Here is an 18420-nt window from a genome sequence, read left to right as displayed (position 1 = left end):
TTTAGGAATGATACCAAATTATAAAAATATTCACAATCGATTTAAAATTAATGGCTTTCATTTAGATAAAGAGGCCTTATTTCAATTAGCATATAGTTTTATTAAAGAAGGAGAAATTTTTGAAAAAGAAATAGGATCATTTTTATTGGATTGGTTAGATGATTCTGAAACCATTCAGTTGATGACTTCTGGTACTACAGGTGAGCCTAAATTGATAACTTTAGAAAAACAAGCAATGGTACATTCAGCTATTGCTACTGCAAATTTTTTTGATTTGCATCCTGGAAATAAAGCTTTACTTTGTTTACCTACACGTTATATTGCTGGAAAAATGATGCTAGTTAGAGCATTTACAATTGGGTTAGAGTTAGACATTATGCCTTCAAGTTCACATTTAGATAATTTATTACCTCAAAATGTGTATGATTTTGTGGCTTTAGTTCCAATGCAAGCGCAACAAAGTCTATCAAAATTGAACCAATTCAAAAAAATAATTATTGGTGGAGCACCCGTTTCTACAGTCCTTTCTGAAGCATTGCAAAATATAAAGGGTGAATCCTATGAAACGTATGGAATGACCGAAACCATTACTCATATTGCTGCAAGAAAAATTGATGAGCCAACATTTAAAGTTTTACCAAACATTACCATTGCTACAGATGATAGAAATTGTTTAATTATTTCGGCTCCTGATATTTCATCAACTCCAATAGTTACTAATGATATAGTTGAGATTAGTAATAAAAATGAATTCAAATGGTTAGGTCGATTTGATAATGTTATCAATAGCGCAGGAGTTAAACTATTTCCAGAACAAATTGCCGCTAAATTGGCATCAGGAATTTCTCAACGTTTTTTTATTGCTGGTGTATCAGATGAAACATTAGGTCAGAAAGTAGTGCTTGTAATTGAAGGAGAAGAATATACTATTGATAGAGCATTATTTAAAAATTTGGATAAATATGAACAACCTAAAGAAATTCATTTTGTACCAAATTTTTATATGACCGAAACCAATAAAATAAACATAAAAAAAACCCTATCTAAAATAGGGTTGTAGTATGTTAATCAATTTATTGCTCCATTTTTAAATAATAATCTGCAGAATGTTTTCCGCTGCCATATAATAAAAAAGTAATGCCTAAAACCATGGCAATACTAGATTGTATAAATTCGGAATAATTAAATTGGTCTATAAAATTCAGTAAAAAAGCACATAAAATAATTGGCATTTGAGCGCCAATAGACCATCGTGTAAGAAATCCAATAATTATCATTACGCCTCCAACCATATGTGCTAATGCGACATAATGAATTAATAACATTTCACTAGCAAAATTCCCCATGATACTTAGAATATCATGCAAATATCTATGTTCAGTAATAAACTCAACACCTTTCAAAAACAAAAAGATCCCATACCCAATTCTCAAAATATCAATAGGATAATAAGTGTGTGTATTAGCCCATTTATTTAACTCTCTAATTGTAGCCATAATAAATAAATATTGATTATACACTACTAAGTTAGTGATAATTAAATAATTAAAATGTTTTTTTGCTTAAAATTTAATTAAATTTGATATAGAACTTATCTGTTAACACTTTAATGTCATTTACACTATTAATCACTTCGCCAGCTTTTTTCCATTCATTAGTAGGTGCAAGTCGTATTTTTTTATCACCAATAATAATATCAACAGGCATGTTAAATTCTGTTACATTGGTTTTCCAACGGTATTGAAAGCGGTTTTTATATCCTTTAATTTCTAAATGAGGAATAGCCGTGTAATTCAAATATTGATTAAAAATTGGAGATAAATCTTTACCTGTTTCTTTATTGAAAAAAGCAATTACTGTTGGTGTATCAATAATTTGTTTTTTGTAAGTTTCTGAGTATTTTAATAAAATGGCCCACCATTTATCATCATTATCAATCACATGTCGAAGTGTATTTAATAGGAGTGAACCTTTGTAATACATATCGCCTGAACCTTCACGATTTACGCCAAATTGTCCAATAATTGGCTTGTCATTTCTAACGTTTTTTGATTGACCATTAATATATTTCATAGCAGCTTCATAGCCCTGTGTACATTCTATGAATACGGTTTCAGTATAAGTAGTAAATCCTTCATGAATCCACATATCTGCAATGTCTTTACTTGTTATACTGTTACCAAACCATTCATGCCCAGTTTCGTGAATGGTGATGTAGTCAAATTTCATTCCAACACCAGTTCCAGACATATCAAAACCCATGTAGCCTTTTTTATATTTATTTCCATAAGCAACGGCGCTTTGATGTTCCATACCTAAATAAGGTGTTTCTACTAATTTATAACCATCTTCCCAAAAAGGATATTTTCCAAACTTAGATTGAAAACAATCTAGCATAGGTTTTACATCATCTGCAAAGTGTTTGCGCGCTTTTTCTTCATTTTCACGCAATACATAATAATCTAAATCTAACCCGTTATGTGTGTCGTGAATGTGTACATAGTCACCTATATTAATAGTAATGTCATAATTATTAATCGGATTTTTAACTTCCCAATCCCAACGCGTAAAGTTGTTTGCTAATTTTTCTGAGCCTAAAAAGCGCCCGTTTGAAACATTCATTAATCCATCAGGAACAGCAACTTTTACAGATGCTCCATTATCTGGTTCATCTGTTTGAGTATCTTTTACTGGATACCATAGGCTTGAGCCTGTACCTTGCACAGCAACACCTATCCATGGTTGTTTTTTTGCATCAGAAGAAAATACAAATCCACCATCCCATGGGGCATTTTTTGCTATTCTTGGATTTCCTTCATAAAATATCTTTATCGATTGTGTACTTTCTTTAGTCAACTCGGAAGGAAATTTTATAAATATTGCATCAAATTCTCTTTTATAAGATAACTTTTTATCATTCCATTCTATCGAATTTATTTTCATGTTTTCAAACAAATCAATTTGAATAGTGGAGGTGTTTTCAACTACTTTAAAAACGATTTCGTTATGTCCTTCAATTTTTTTAGTTCTGGGCAATACTTGAATATCTAAATTATAGCGCAACACATCAAAACAAGTTCTTTCAAATCGTAATCCACCTTGTAATGTGTCTCTTCGAGTTGTTTCTTGAGCATTAATTTCTTGTGTTCCAATGATAATTAAACCAATTAAAAGTAGTTTTTTCATAATATAAAAGTTATAGCGTAAAGATAAGTAGTAGAAATCAGATAAATGTTACTAATCCTAAATTAAATGTTTAGAAACAGATTTCAATATTTTAAATAGGATGTTATTGTTTTGTGAAATCATTACTTTTTAGTTCTATTTTTGACTTATGATTGAAAATATTTTACTTATAATTTAAAAAACTTAAAAAATAATCAGTTTTTTTGCAAAATAATTAAAATATACTCAAAAATGAAGCGTGTTTTTTATTATAGAAAAAATATGTATTAACTTGCGCCCATCCCCCAACTGCTTTTTCTATTGTATTACATAATTATTAATTATGCATCATAAGCCCTATGAATAGAATACAGAGAAGCAATTTACTTGGGGATTTCCAAAGTATTAAAAGTTTTGAAGAATCAATAGATGTTGTATTGACCTATATAATGGATCAATGTGATATTGCTTATGCATATTTATATATTAATATTGAAAATTCTATTATTTGTATTTCTAAAGGAAATATTGATTTTAATACCATACCATCTTTTCATACTTCTATTGAAAAAGGAATTCATAAGGATTCGATTAATGAAAAATTATCGTTTTCAATAGCTAATGATTTATCCTTTGCAATTTTAGCTGGATTTCCAATTCATCAAAATGATAAAAAAAGAATAGGAACACTGTGTTTTCTTGATAGTGATTTCAAATTAATACCTACTTCACAAATCAAAACAATTGAGTTTGGTGTAAAACAAATTCAATTTTTAATAATGTCTTGTTGTAATAATTTGAGTTTGCAAAAAAGCATTGTTAATCAGCAACATAAATTTGATTTATTTACCGAGAATTCTAAAGAAATATTATTTGAACTTAGTCTTGAAGGAAATTTTCTTTCACTATCTGATAGTTGGATTACCGAAATGGGATATGCAATTGATGAAGGTGTTGGAAAAAATACGGTAAATTTTTTGCATCCTGATGACCAAGAATATGTTGGTAATTTTCTAAGTAGGTTAGTGCCTAATGAAAAATGCAATGAGATAATTACCTATAGAATCAAGCACAAGAAAGGGCATTATGTTTGGCATTCTTCAAATGTTAAATTAATAGCTAAAGATGGTGAGTGTTTTTTTATAGGAAATTGTAGAGATGTTACAGCCTTTATTAACGCACAAGAAGAAGTAACAAATCAAAAAGAATTCTACGGAAAAATATTGGATAGACTTCCAATAGATTTAGGCGTTTGGGATGAAAATCATCGCTATTTATATTTGAATCAAGCGGCAATTAAAAATGATGAATTGAGAAAATTTATTATAGGTAAGGATGATTTTGAATATGCTAAACACACAGGAAGAGATGACACTTTTGCTAAGAGTAGAAGAGAGAAATTTTTAAAAGCTCTAGAAAGCAAACAAGTTTCTGAGTGGGAGGACACTATTATTGCACAAAATGGCGAACAATTTTTTCATACTAGAAAGTTTATACCTATATATAATGAGGACGGTTCGTTTGATATGATGACTGGTTATGGAATTGACATTACTGAAAGTAAAAAAATCAACGAAGAAATTCTTAGAAGTAGACAATTAATTACAAATGTCATCCAAAATGCAGCTGTTGGAATTATTGTACAAGGACCCAATTCTGAATTTTTAGAATACAATAAATCGGCTTGCGAGATGCTTGGCTTGACTGAGGATCAAATGCTTGGTAAAACTTCTTTTGATTCTCATTGGAGAGTAATACATAAAGACGGTTCTGAATTTAAGCCTGAAGAACATCCTGTTCCTCAAGCAATAAGCAAGCTTGTGCCTATCAATAATATTGTTATGGGCGTGCACCGACCAATTACTAATGATTTGGTATGGTTATTAGTTGACGCCATTCCTGTTTTTGGAGATGCGGGAGAATTAGTATATGTGATTTGTACATTTAACGATATTACCGCCAGAAAAAAAGCAGAAGATGCTTTAGGAGTTAGTAATGAGCGTTTTACATATGCCAGCGAAGCAACATCAGATGCGTTATGGGATTGGAATATGATAACAAACGAAATTTTTGTTGGAGAAAGTTATGCTTCGCTTTTTGGTTATCAATTTGAAAATAATATTATTCCTGGTGAATTTTGTGAAAACTTAGTACATATTGAGGATAAGGAAAAATACGAAGAGTCTATTGATATAGCAATAGCTGATGGAAAACAAAGATGGTCTTATGAATACCGCTATTTAAAGGCAGACGGCAATTATGCCTATGTTAGCGATAAAGCAATCATTATTAGAGACAGTAAAGGTAATGCTGTTCGTATGATTGGTGCTATGCAAGACATTACGCAAGAAAGGCAACTTAAAGATGAGCTATTGCAAAGTGAAGAAAGATTTAAAGGAGCTTTTAATCATTCTTCTTTTGGGATGGCAATTGTAAATTTAGAGGGATATTGGATTGAGGTTAATGATCGTATGTCTCAAATCTTGGGATATACCAAAGAAGAATTTAGTAAGCTTACTTTTCTGGATATTACTTATGAAGGTGATTTAGAGGAAGATTTATACTATAAATCGCAAATTGAAAGCGGAAAAATGCCTAGTTTCAATATGGAAAAAAGGTATATTCATAAAAATAAATCTCTTGTTTGGGTGCATTTATCGGTTTCTTTAGTAAAAAATAGCGTAGGTGAAATTCAACATTATGTAGCACAAGTTCTTGATATTTCTGAGCGTAAACGAATGGAAGAGGAAAACCGAATATTAATTGAAGAAAACAATCGTAATAAAGCACAACAACTTATCGAAGCCAAAAACTGGTACCGTCTTTTAGCGGATAATACAATTGACTTAGTTTGTTTACATAATTTAGATGCAACTTTTAAATATGTTTCGCCTTCAATTCATGCTTTATTAGGGTATGAACCCGAAGATTTAATAGGTAAACTTCCTGAAGCATACGTGCATCCTGATGATTTAGAACGATTCAAAAGACGAATAGGAGGCAGTATTAATAGTAGAAGCCCTTTCTTAGAGCAAGTACGTTTAAAGAATAGTAAAGGCGAATATGCTTGGTTTGAAACCAATGCGGCAATAGTATTTGAAAATGACATTCCAGTTGGTTTTCAATCGAGTACAAGGGACATTACACAACGTAAAAAAGCAGAGAAAATCATTGAAGATACTTTGATTCAAGAGCGTCAATTGAACGAATTAAGAACCAATTTGGTATCTACTATTTCACACGAGTTTAGAACACCTATGACAACTATCAGAACTAGTGCAGAATTGATTACAATGTATTTACAAAATAACGATTTTGCTCAAGCGCCATTAGTAGAAAAGAGAGTAGATACCATTACGCAAGAAATTGACAGAATTGTTGAATTGATGGATGCCGTATTAACAATTTCAAAAGATGATGCTGGTAAAACAAGTTTCAATCCAGTAAGTTGCGACTTAAAAGAAATTTGTTTAGATGTTATTGAAACCAGTTTTAACCATCAAAAAGATAATAGAAAGGTGGATATCACTTTTGATACGAATGATGCAATTATTTTTGCAGATAGTAATCTAATTAAATATACCTTATTCAATGTATTGAATAATGCATTCAAATACTCGGAAGGATGTGGTAATGTAAAATTGAATTTATTTACCCAAGATAAAAAAGTGTTTGTTGAAGTAATTGATAGCGGGATTGGTATTCCTCAAGAAGACCAACCTAAATTATTCAATACCTTCTTTCGTGCTAGCAATTCTAATGGTATTCAAGGTACAGGTTTAGGACTTTATATCATTAAAATGTTTACCAAAAAAAATTCAGGAAAAGTAAAATTAGAAAGCCAATTAGGAAAAGGTACCAAAGTTACATTGACGTTTCCTTTGAATAATTAAAGAGTAATAGAAATCATGACAAAAGTATTAATTATTGACGATGAGGTCAATTTAAGAGAAACAATTGCAGAGATGCTATCTTATGTAGGGTACCATATTTGTTTAGCTCAAGATGGCATCCACGGTTTACAAAAAGTAATTGAATTTGAACCCGATATCATTATTTGTGATGTAATGATGCCAGAATTGGATGGTTATGGATTTATGGAGCGGCATAAAAGTTCATCTCATGCACACATTCCAGTAATTCTTCTAACAGCTAAGGTGGAGCAAAAAGATGAAGAATATGGCTTAAGTTTAGGTGTAAAAGCATACATCAGGAAACCATTTACTTTTAAAGATTTGCAAGAACAAATAGCACAACATTTACCAAAATAGAAGGTAGGTCATCGCGACCTACCTTTTTTTTAATCATTATCTTTTGGATTTGTACCTCACTAAATATAGATACTTTACAATTGTATTGTATCAATAAGTTTCATAATCCTATCCGTTTCTGTTAACGCTACAATTATCTTTTGATAATGGAAAATATCATCTGTACTTAATTCACGGTCTTTGCGGTCTTTAAGCCATTTTTGAGCAGGTTGGTAACCACCAATGTAAAAGTTCCAAGCCACTTCAGGAACATTGGCGAAATACTGCGTCTCATTAATATACACACGCCCTAAATTCCCCTCCAAAGGAGGGGAATTTTCAAAGCGTGGTTTCATCACTACATTATCGCCATCTTCAGGATATTTTGTAATGTACTTTTCTACAACGTCGCTTTCCAATAAATGAATTTGTCTTAACTCACTACCTAGTTCTACTAGTTGCCAAAACGTTGCTCTGTCTTTTGGATAGGGTACACGTGGAAAATCTATTTTTAAAAACTCTTTATATTTTTCTCTGTAATTAGGACTGTGTAATATGGCATAGATATAATCTAAAATGTCAATGGGTGCAAAATCTTTAGGCAGACCTGACAGGTTTTCAAAACTTGTTAGGTCTTTTTCAGTTACAAACGGAATACCCAACTGCTCAGCCATTTGATTGACAATTTCCATGTTGAGATTAGGTGTGCGAACGACTTCATCTAATAAACTTTGTTGGGTTGTTTTTTCTGGGTAGAGATAGAGTGGAAAAAAATTTGTACCTGAACCTGAATGAGCATCTCCTGAAGCTACATCAATAATGTTTTTTGAAATAAAACCATGATTAAAACCTGACTCTCCTTTGCATTGCCTTGGGAAAATATAACCAATATTATCTTTATTGAAAAAATTATTCATTATTTCTCCTCTTGGCATACAATGAAATCCTTTTGATTTTCCTGTATAGAATGTGTATTTTATATCAAATGGTCTATACAGAATTTTCACATATTTAGAATCATCTTTATAATTTTTCAAAACGTCTTCTTTCGCTAGAGAAACTTTCCAATCTCTAACATCTTCTCTTAAATTATATTTTACTCTTGCGATTTCATCATCCAAAAGAATGAAATCATTAATTACTTCCTTTATTTCTTCGATTGAATTTTTAATTGTAAAACTATCCCTTGCTGTTGCTATCCCAGATGAATTTTTGTTAAAAAATTCATTAACAGAAAACCCTTTCTGATAAAAATTCAATGTTTCTTCATCAGTTTTTACGAAAAAATAATTTGGTGAGCTAGAATTTACAGTTTCAAAAGCAATACTTTTTAGATTATTGTTATTTATAAAATCATATTTCAATTCTCTTTTTCCAAATAAATCATAATGAAAAACATCTGCCAAGTCATTTTCTTTTTTCTTTCCTGTTTTTACAAATAGATTTATAGAAACCCCTTGCATAATGTCAAATACATTTTGGTCAACTGAACCATCAGGCGCAGTTTCTTTTTTCTTTCCGTTCCCGTGTAAATCTATGGTGTAAATTTTATCATACGTTTTCAATAAATTCCAACGCATTCCTCTAAATGTTGGATTATCTAAAAAGCCATGAGGATTTATGAATGCTAAAATTCCACTTCCGTTTTTATCAATAAAATGTTGCCCAAAACGCATAAACTTCACATAGTCATCATTTATCCATTTTGGATTTCGTTCTTTTAATTTTTCTTTGCCTCCGGGCTCTTTTTTATAATCTTCCATGAGGTTCATAATCCATTCTCCTTTATTAGCACTTTCACCGCTATATGGCGGATTTCCCATCACCACCATAACAGGCGCATCACGCTTTATGGCATTGGCTTGGTCGGCTTCATCGCTTAACCAACTGCTAAATAAGGTTTGTGTATCAGGGTGGGCTTCTTCTAATGAGTTGGTTAAAAATATTTTCAATCTCTGAGATTCCCCTCCTTTGGAGGGGTGCCCATCGGGCGGGGTGGTTGGTTTGTAACCTGTTTCGGTTAATAGCATGTCCATTTTCAAATGTGCCATGGCGTAACTTGCCATTAACAACTCAAAACCATTTAATCGTGGGATTAAATCATTGGCTACATACTTGCTCCAAATACCTTGTTGTCCTTCAAACTTTTTGTAAATGTGTTTTACTACTTCGGCTAAAAATGTTCCTGTTCCTGTTGCAGGGTCTAAGATTTGTACTTTGTGTACTTCCTGTTCAGTTTCTACTTCGGTTAATTTTGAGCGTTTATCTGCTGTTGCTTTTGTAACTGCTTTTTTCTTAATTTTTATTTTACTGGTATCGGCTAAACCCTGTGGCAAATTGAACTCCGTTTTTAAAATATCATCTACCGCACGTACAATAAAGTTTACAACAGGTTGCGGCGTGTACCAAACGCCTCGTGCTTTTCGCAAAGAAGGATTGTATTCACCCAAAAACGTTTCATAAAAGTGTACTACAGGGTCTTCCTGCTTGGTGCTTTTACCAAAGTTTTTCATAATTAAGGCGACATCAGAAGCCAAGAAAATGTTTACCAATTCATCTACAATCCAAGCCAAACGGTTATCTAAATCATAGCCTGCAATATCTTGAAACAACTTGCGTAAAAAAGGATTACTTTTTGGAATCAAAGTTGCAGCTTCTTCTCTTGAAAAAGTAGGCAATGTAGGGTCGTGATAACGAGCTGCAAACATTCCGTAAGCAATAGTTTGCGCATAAATGTCCGAAAATGATTTGTTATCAATATCGTGAATCAGCATTTGTTGAAATGCCAACATTTGCGATTTTATTTGAGAACGTTTGCCTTCTAGGTCGTCATTGTTTAATGATTTCTCAATTACATCAGCCATCAAACGGGCTTTACCAGCCATCATTTGTGCCAATTTTGTAGGCGACTTAATCGTTTGACTTACAGTAACAGCAAAGTTCTGAATAAGGTTTGTAAATTGCTCAAAGTTTTCCGTAATCGGAACAATTTCAGTTTTTACTTCCCCTCCTTTGGAGGGGTGCCCATTGGGCGGGGTGGTTAATTTAGCAATGGCAATTTTAGTTATAAATTCGCCATCTTTATAAAAATGGAAATCCATATAATCGGTAAAAATCAAATTAGATAATCCCGATTTATAACGGTCGAATTGCTCTTTTAGCGTTTTACTACCTAAATCTACCCCAATATCTTTTGCTTCAATGTAACCAATAGGAACATCTTTGCGAGTTAACACATAATCAGGTGCACCACAGTCAACACGAGCGGGTTCATTGGTTACCAAAACATCTGGTAATAAATGCATTAAAAGATTTTGTAAATCCCCACGATACGAATGTTCTCTGGCGTTTCCTGTTTTATAAAGCGTATTTATCTTATCGATATATTGTGTAAGTGTCATTAGGCAAATAATTAATTTCTAATATCCCCAAACATAATGAAAAATATGCAAGTGTACAAGGATTTTTTGGGTATAAATACGTATAAATAAAATAGGGAATAGCCAAAAATAGTATAAGTTCAATGCACTTAAAAGCACTAAAAAAGCCTCACAGCATACGTAAAAAAAAAGAGAAAAAAGGGAATAAAAAAGTTGTTATTTTCAATGTTAAATTTTATAAAATCGTGCATGCACAATCAAAATAAATACTATATTTACACTATAATTTCGGTAGAGTAGCTGGAACTACTCGAGGTCTTATTACAAAATTACGCTCAAAAATCGGGGTTCTAGCCAGTTTTTTTGAGCTTTTTTTATGCCTTTTGAAGAGAAAAAATTCGATGAAAAGAATAAAAAATTCGATAAAAAGTTTTTGATACGAATGGATTGAAAGATATTTTTTGACCATTTTTTTTATTTTTTTAGAAAGAAATCAAAAAAAGTCCTCAAAATTTCAGTTGAAAGTTTTGTCCCGATGAAATAATTGGAACGTCCTGACGAAGGAAATGTTTTGTCAGGACAAAGGAAACGGTTCGTCCGCATGAAATTGTTATAATTATAACAAAAAAAGACCCCGAGCACTGGAATACTCGAGGTCTTACTACACAATTACGCTCAAAAATCGGGGTTCTAGCTCGCTTTTCTGAATGACAAGTCATTCAATAAAGAACGCAATCTTTTTCCTGGACGGAATAAAATTCTGGTTTTGGTAATGGCACCCGAAGTTACTTCTTCAGCTGTATCTCTACCTTCAGAGCTTACACCAATTTGAAAATTACCTAAACGTCCTAATTTAACAATTCTGCCTTGCTCTAATTCGCTGATAATATTGCGCTCTAATGATAGCAATACAGCATAGCAATCCGATTCGGTTACCGTACATTGATACGAAATTTGCTCGGCTAATTTGTCTAAATCAGTTTCCCCATCTGCAATAGCAGCGGCATAAAATTTTTCAGGCGCTAATAAGTCCTGTGGGTTCTTTCTTGGAAGAACTTTATACTTCACACTCATAATTTTTAGTGTTAGAAGTGAATAAATTATTTTTTGTCATAGTACACTAGCTTCGGATTTTGTGCCTAACTGACGTTTACAAAGTTTATCATTTTGTAGGAAAAAAGAAAGGCAAACTTATTCACAATTCGTGTGTTTTTTTAACAAAGATGATTATTGTTAGTAAAATGATACAGGTTTTTAAAGAGCTGTATATTAATAGTTTATAAATTTAAAAAAAAATACGAAACACTGTAAGCACCTGAAAAATATGACAGTCGCAACGATTTTAATGAAATAAAAAAAGTAATTTTTTTCAAAATTCTGTACTTTTTTTTTAGGGCTTTATTGTCAAGTTTTTATGCTTATCAAAAAAATGATAGAAAATGATTTATCAAGATCAAAATAATAGCTTTTAGCGATAAATTCCAAAAATTAAGAGTTAAGATAAAAACGATCTTTTTTCAGTAGACTTTAATTTAGATCATAAAAATCAAAAAAACATTTTTTAAATCAATCATACATTTTTTTTTTACATTTACTAATATGCTGTAATTTTTATCTTATTAATCTATTTTCGCCCTCACTAAAAAAATGACTAGTGTCTAAATAGCACAAAATCAGATATTTAGTGTTAAAAAAGCAGTAAAATCGATTATGAAATAGGAAATTACACACTTATTCTTAAAATTAATACACTTATACTTCTATTTTTCTAGCTGTAAATTAAGCAGTTAGATTCCCCTTCATTTAGAATGCATTTGTTAAAATATCGAATAGCTTTGATATATAAATCAAACTAAACAAAAAACAATTATGCGAAAAAAAATGACTTCATAAGCACAATTATGTCATGGAGATAACTACCCTAGTTAATGACAAAAAATCACTTTCAATTGAATTGAAACTCCTATAAAATTCAATTGTGAATGGAAATGTCAACATGAATAAGCAACTCAAAGCTTAGAAGAATGTAAAGATAAACTCACACAATTTAGAATACATATTATAAAAAAAATCTCACAAAATTAAATTATAACTATGAAACAAATTTTCAAAATTCTCTTTTTGTTGTTATACATCAGTATACAGGCACAAGAGAAAAATGGCAAGCAAACGGATAGTAAAGCTTACATTGTTACAGATTCAAATTCAACTTTATCAAGTTCTGACTTAAAGTTGAGTTCGGGATTAAATCAACCCATAAAGTATGATGGAAATTTCGAAAGTTTAAATCCATCTGTAATTTCTCAGATTTCTGAAATTAAATTTGAAAATAGAAATTTAATACATCTTTTGACAGATAAGAATAATGATTTTTATTTATTTAATCTATCCGTTTTAGAAGATAGTTTTGAAAGAATTTATTTTTTTAAAGGTATTGTTAAATTAAACTTTTTTATTCAAATCGACCATGGACTACCTTTAAATGTAGCATGGATTATTTCTGAAAATAAAAATGAGAATAAAATCACTTACTCACAGATAGAAAAATTAATTACAGAAACTAAAGCAGTTTCTATAAAGATGAGTAAATCTGAAAAAGAGAATTGGTTATCAAATAAATCAAATTAAGAAGATGAAAAGAAAAATTATTTTATTAATAATCTTGTTTTTTGCATTTAAAAACAATTACGCACAAACAGCATTGTGTGCATCTACTTCAACAAGTTTTGGTTATGAAAGAGTAAATTCTGTTACGTTAAATGGTGTTTATTTTCAAGGGAACACCACTTATACTGGCCCAGGATATTATGATTATTCTAGTACACCTATGCCAATATTACAGGCTGGAACTATTGTGCCATTGAGTGTGGTTGTTCAAACAAATGGACCTTACCAGCAATTCGTAAAGTTGTGGATTGATTTTAATAATAATGGGAATTTAGAAGATGCTGGTGAGTTAGTATTTGATCAAAATTATGTTGTAAATAATACAACATATACTTTTTCAGGAAATATAACTGTACCGCTTGGAGCATTTAATGGCCCTGTTAGAATGCGATTGATTATGCAGTATAGTGCTTCACCTCAATTGTGTGGTAATTATCCTTATGGTAATACATTTGATTTTGGTACATCTGTTCAAGGTGGAGTTGATCCTATACAGCTAACAGTTAATAAAACAGGTACTGGAAATGTTGTGAGTAACCCTTCAGGAATTAATACAGCAACAAATTTAAATTTTGCTAATTTTGGATTAAACACAAATGTAACTTTAACTGCAACACCTATTGCTCCTCAAACTTTTATAGGTTGGTCTGGTGATGCTTCGGGAAGTACAAATCCCTTAACAGTTACTGTAGATCAGGCAAAAACAATTACTGCTAATTTTGCTCAGAATTCACCACCACAACTGTCTAGCCTTAGTGCTTCCAATGTATCTTTTACAACAGCGACTTTAAATGCTAATGTCACAAGTGAGGGAAGTACAACTGTAACAAGTAGGGGTTTTTATTATGGATTAACCCCAAACCCAACATCTAATAATACTATAATTACTGGAACTACAGGTGCTATGTCAACAAATTTGACAGGACTTTTACCAGGAACAGTATATTATTTTAGAGCTTACGCAACAAATTCGATTGGAACTACAAATATTGGTGATGGTACATTTACAACATTACCTCCTTGTTCTTCATTAATAGCTAGTGCGGTTTCACAAACAAATGTTTCGTGTAATGGAGGGACAAACGGTTCTGCTACAGTAAGTGCCTCAGGTACTACTGCGCCTTACTCTTATTCGTGGTCACCATCTGGCGGAACTGCAGCAACAGCTTCAGGTTTATCCGCAGGAACATATACAGTTACTGTAACTGATGTCAACGGATGTACAGCTACACAAAATTTTACCATAACACAACCAACTGCTTTAGCAGTATCTGCTTTATCTCAAACTAACGTATCTTGTTTTGGAGGTTCGAATGGAGCAGCTTCTGTATCAGTTTCTGGAGGAACTACTGGTTACACATATAATTGGACACCAGGTAACCCTACAGGTGATGGAACTGCTTCTGTGACTGGATTGACAGCCGGGGCATGGACATGTACTGTTACAGATGCTAACGGATGTACTGCATCTCAAAACTTTACAGTAACTCAACCAACTGCACTAACTTTAACAGCGGCTTCACAAACCAACGTGTCATGTAATGGTGGTTCAAACGGAGCAGCTAGTGTTAATGCAGCTTCAGGTGGAGCAGGAGGATATACTTATAACTGGACCCCAGGTAACCCAACAGGTGACGGAACAGTTTCCGTAACTGGTTTAACGGCTGGTACTTGGACATGTACCGTTACAGATGCTAATGGATGTACAACTTCACAAAATTTCACAGTAACACAACCAGCGGCTTTAGCATTAACAGCAGCTTCACAAACTAACGTATCTTGTTTTGGTGGTTCAAATGGAGCTGCTAGTGTAAACACAGCTACAGGTGGAGCAGGAGGATATACATATAACTGGACACCAGGAAATCCAACAGGAGACGGAACAGTTTCCGTAACTGGTTTAACGGCTGGTACTTGGACATGTACAGTTACAGATGCTAACGGATGTACAACTTCACAGAATTTCACAGTGACACAACCTACTGCTTTAGTGGTTGCATCAAATTCACAAACTCAAGAATCATGTCCTGGGGCTAATAATGCAGCAGCTTCTGTTACAATTTCTGGTGGTACTGGTGCATACACCTATTCTTGGTCACCTTCTGGAGGTACTGCCGCTTCTGCTACAGGATTAACAGCAGGTACTTATACGGTGACGGTTACTGATGCTAATGGTTGTGAAATTTCTCAATTATTCACAATAACAGCAATTCCAGACCCAAATATTTCATACGCTCAAAGTGCTTATACACTATTCTCTGGAAATACAATTACTCCTATTACACCTTCTAATTCAGGTGGTGCTGTAACTTCATGGACAATTTCTCCAGCGTTACCTTTAGGATTAACAATTAATGCTAGCACAGGTATAATTTCTGGAACACCAGCAGATGGTTTTAACAATACTACTTATACTATTACTGGAACTAACGGTTCTTGTATGGATACTACTACTCTAGAATTAAATGCTTTAACTTGTTATGGTTTTAATGCAGATGATATGATTTTAAGAGGAAACGCATCTATATCAGGTAGCGATGTAACTTTGACTACAGCTACAGGAAATCAATTTGGCGCATTATGGAGCACCGACCGTTTAGATTTAACCAAAGATTTTAGAGTAAAATCTCAATTATATTTTGGAAATAGTGATGCAGGAGCAGATGGATTAGCATTTGTAATTCAACCGCTAAGTAGTAACGAAGGTTCTGCAGGTGGAGGAATTGGATATGCTGGTATTAATCCTTCTATTGCAGTTGAGTTTGATACTTATTATAACAGTCCAGGAGACCCTTACTCAAATGACCATATGGCCATTATGACTAATGGGGATACAGCAAATCATACTAGCCCTATTGATCTTGGAAATATTGAAGATAATGTATGGCATGATTTTGAAGTTAGCTGGACAGCTGGTACTAATAACTTAAAAGTATATTACGATGGAAGTTTAAGATACAACCAAACTATTGATATTGTAAATAGCATATTTAGCGGTAATCAAAACGCATATTTCGGATTTACTGCTGCTACTGGTGGTGCTGTAAATACACACGCTGTTAGATTAATAGAAAGTTGTTTAACTAGAATTTTAAATATACCTCCAACGGTAACTTCTATTAATGATTTCAATAGTTGTTTTAATCAAACAACTTCGGCTCAATCATTTACAATTAGCGACGATACAACGCCTGTTGCTAACATGACAGTAACAGCAACTTCTTCTAATACAAGTTTAGTTCCTAACAATCAAATTACCATCACAGGTACTGGTGCTACTAAAGATATTACAGTAACTCCTGTATCAGGACAGTTTGGAACAACAACTATTACTGTAGTAGTAGAAGATCAAGAAGGATTATCAGTTTCTGAAAGTTTCACTGTAACAATTGACGACACAGTGGTTCCTACTGTAGTAACACAAAACGTTACAATACAACTTGATTCTAGTGGTAATGCAAATATTACTACAGGAATGATTGATAGCGGTTCTTCAGATAATTGTGATATTGACAGTATTACTCTAGACACCACTTCTTTTAACTGTTCTAATGTGGGTAATAATACCGTAACATTAACAGTGACTGACGTAAAAGGTAACTCAAGCTCAAATACCGCAGTAGTAACTGTTGAAGACAATATTGACCCAACTATATTGGCTCAAAACATTACGATTCAACTCAATGCTGCTGGAGCAGCTACTATCACAGCTAATGATATTAACACAGGTAGCTATGATAATTGTAGCATAGCTTCAATGTCTTTAAGTCAAACGAATTTCGATTGTTCTCACTTAGGAACTAATACTATAGATATTACAGTAGTAGACAACAACGGAAATAGTTCAACTCAATCGGTAACTGTTACTGTGGTTGATGTTATTAATCCTATAGCAATCGGACAGAATATCACGTTATCATTAGACGTAAATGGTCAATTAATATTAGATCCAGCACTTATTGATAATGGCTCAAATGACAATTGTAACTATACACTAACAGCATCTCCAAATATATTTGGACCATCAAATGTTGGTGTAAATAATGTAATTCTTGTAATAACAGATTCTTCTGGAAACACAGATTATACTACTGTTCAAGTAACAATAATTGATACAGTAAATCCTGTAGTAAATACTCAAAATATTAATGTCAATTTAGATAGTAATGGTTTAGTTAGTGTTACTGCAAATCAAGTAAATAATGGTTCAACCGATAATGCTCAAATAGCAAGTATGAGTGTTAGCCCAAATGCATTTACATGTGATGACTTAGGAGCTAATACAGTAATATTAACGGTAACCGATACAAATGGTAATTCCTCAACTGGAACAGCAACAGTAACAGTAAGCGATACAACTTTACCAACAATCACCGCACCATCAGCAGTGAACGTAAATACAGATACAGATTGTACAGCAACAGGAGTAACATTAGGTACACCAGTTACATCAGACAACTGTTCAATAGTAAGTGTAAGCAATGATGCACCAGCAGTGTTCCCATTAGGCACAACCACTGTAACATGGACTGTAGTAGATGGTTCAGGTAATACGGCTACTGCTACACAATTAGTTACAGTAACAGATGTTGTTGTACCAACAATTACAGCACCAGCAGCTATTACGATCAATACAAATGATGATTGTTATGCAATAAACGTTGTTTTAGGTACACCAGTTACATCAGACAACTGTTCAGTAGTAAGTGTAAGTAATGATGCACCAGCTTCATTCTCAATAGGTAATACAACTGTAACATGGACGGTAGTTGATGGTTCAGGTAACACTGCAACAGCTACTCAAGTTGTAACGGTAGAAGATAACGAGTTGCCTACTATCGTAGCACCAATTGCTATCAATACAACTACTAATACAGGTTGTACAACAACAGGCTTGGTATTAGGAAATGCTGTAACTACAGACAATTGTTCGGTAGTTAGTGTAACAAATGATGCAC

At 32.7% G+C, this 18420-nt stretch carries 9 protein-coding genes; 5 read left to right on the top strand and 4 right to left on the bottom strand.

From position 1 onward, the window contains the following. Positions 1-7 precede the first annotated feature (7 nt). On the top strand, positions 8-1060 hold the full coding sequence (locus G4L40_RS12615; protein ID WP_166237551.1) for an AMP-binding protein: 1053 nt from the start codon (positions 8-10) through the stop codon (positions 1058-1060). 13 nt (positions 1061-1073) lie between these two features. Here G4L40_RS12615 and G4L40_RS12610 read toward each other — a convergent pair whose 3' ends face one another. After that, positions 1074-1496: a DoxX family protein gene (locus G4L40_RS12610; protein ID WP_166237550.1), complete on the bottom strand. Its 423-nt coding sequence runs from the start codon at positions 1494-1496 to the stop codon at positions 1074-1076. 73 nt (positions 1497-1569) lie between these two features. Beyond that, on the bottom strand, positions 1570-3186 hold the full coding sequence (locus tag G4L40_RS12605; RefSeq protein ID WP_166237549.1) for a M1 family metallopeptidase: 1617 nt from the start codon (positions 3184-3186) through the stop codon (positions 1570-1572). A 338-nt stretch (positions 3187-3524) separates the two neighbouring features. Between G4L40_RS12605 and G4L40_RS12600 the strand changes: the two genes are divergently transcribed. Both G4L40_RS12600 and G4L40_RS12595 read left to right on the top strand, forming a co-directional pair. Further along, positions 3525-7058, top strand: coding sequence for a PAS domain S-box protein (locus G4L40_RS12600; RefSeq protein WP_166237548.1), 3534 nt, complete (start codon positions 3525-3527; stop codon positions 7056-7058). A gap of 15 nt (positions 7059-7073) precedes the next feature. Beyond that, positions 7074-7436, top strand: coding sequence for a response regulator (locus tag G4L40_RS12595; protein WP_166237547.1), 363 nt, complete (start codon positions 7074-7076; stop codon positions 7434-7436). 74 nt (positions 7437-7510) lie between these two features. Here the strand turns inward: G4L40_RS12595 and G4L40_RS12590 are convergent, their stop codons facing one another. After that, positions 7511-10816, bottom strand: coding sequence for a type ISP restriction/modification enzyme (locus G4L40_RS12590; protein WP_166237546.1), 3306 nt, complete (start codon positions 10814-10816; stop codon positions 7511-7513). A gap of 669 nt (positions 10817-11485) precedes the next feature. Further along, positions 11486-11869 (bottom strand): HU family DNA-binding protein, encoded by a 384-nt coding sequence (locus G4L40_RS12585; RefSeq protein WP_166236807.1) that lies wholly within the window; start codon positions 11867-11869, stop codon positions 11486-11488. Positions 11870-12889: 1020 nt separating this feature from the next. On the opposite strand from G4L40_RS12585, the gene G4L40_RS12580 reads away from it, so the two are divergent. After that, entirely contained in the window at positions 12890-13423 is a 534-nt protein-coding gene (locus G4L40_RS12580) for a hypothetical protein (RefSeq protein ID WP_166237545.1), read from the top strand. A 4-nt stretch (positions 13424-13427) separates the two neighbouring features. Next, positions 13428-18420 (top strand): beta strand repeat-containing protein (locus G4L40_RS12575; RefSeq protein ID WP_166237544.1); only part of this gene is annotated, 4993 nt, incomplete at its 3' end.

Origin of the sequence: Flavobacterium celericrescens (genome assembly GCF_011392075.1) — a bacterium.
Lineage (GTDB): Bacteria > Bacteroidota > Bacteroidia > Flavobacteriales > Flavobacteriaceae > Flavobacterium > Flavobacterium celericrescens.
Note: the sequence above shows the minus strand (reverse complement) of the source record. Positions and strands in the feature narration are given on the sequence as shown.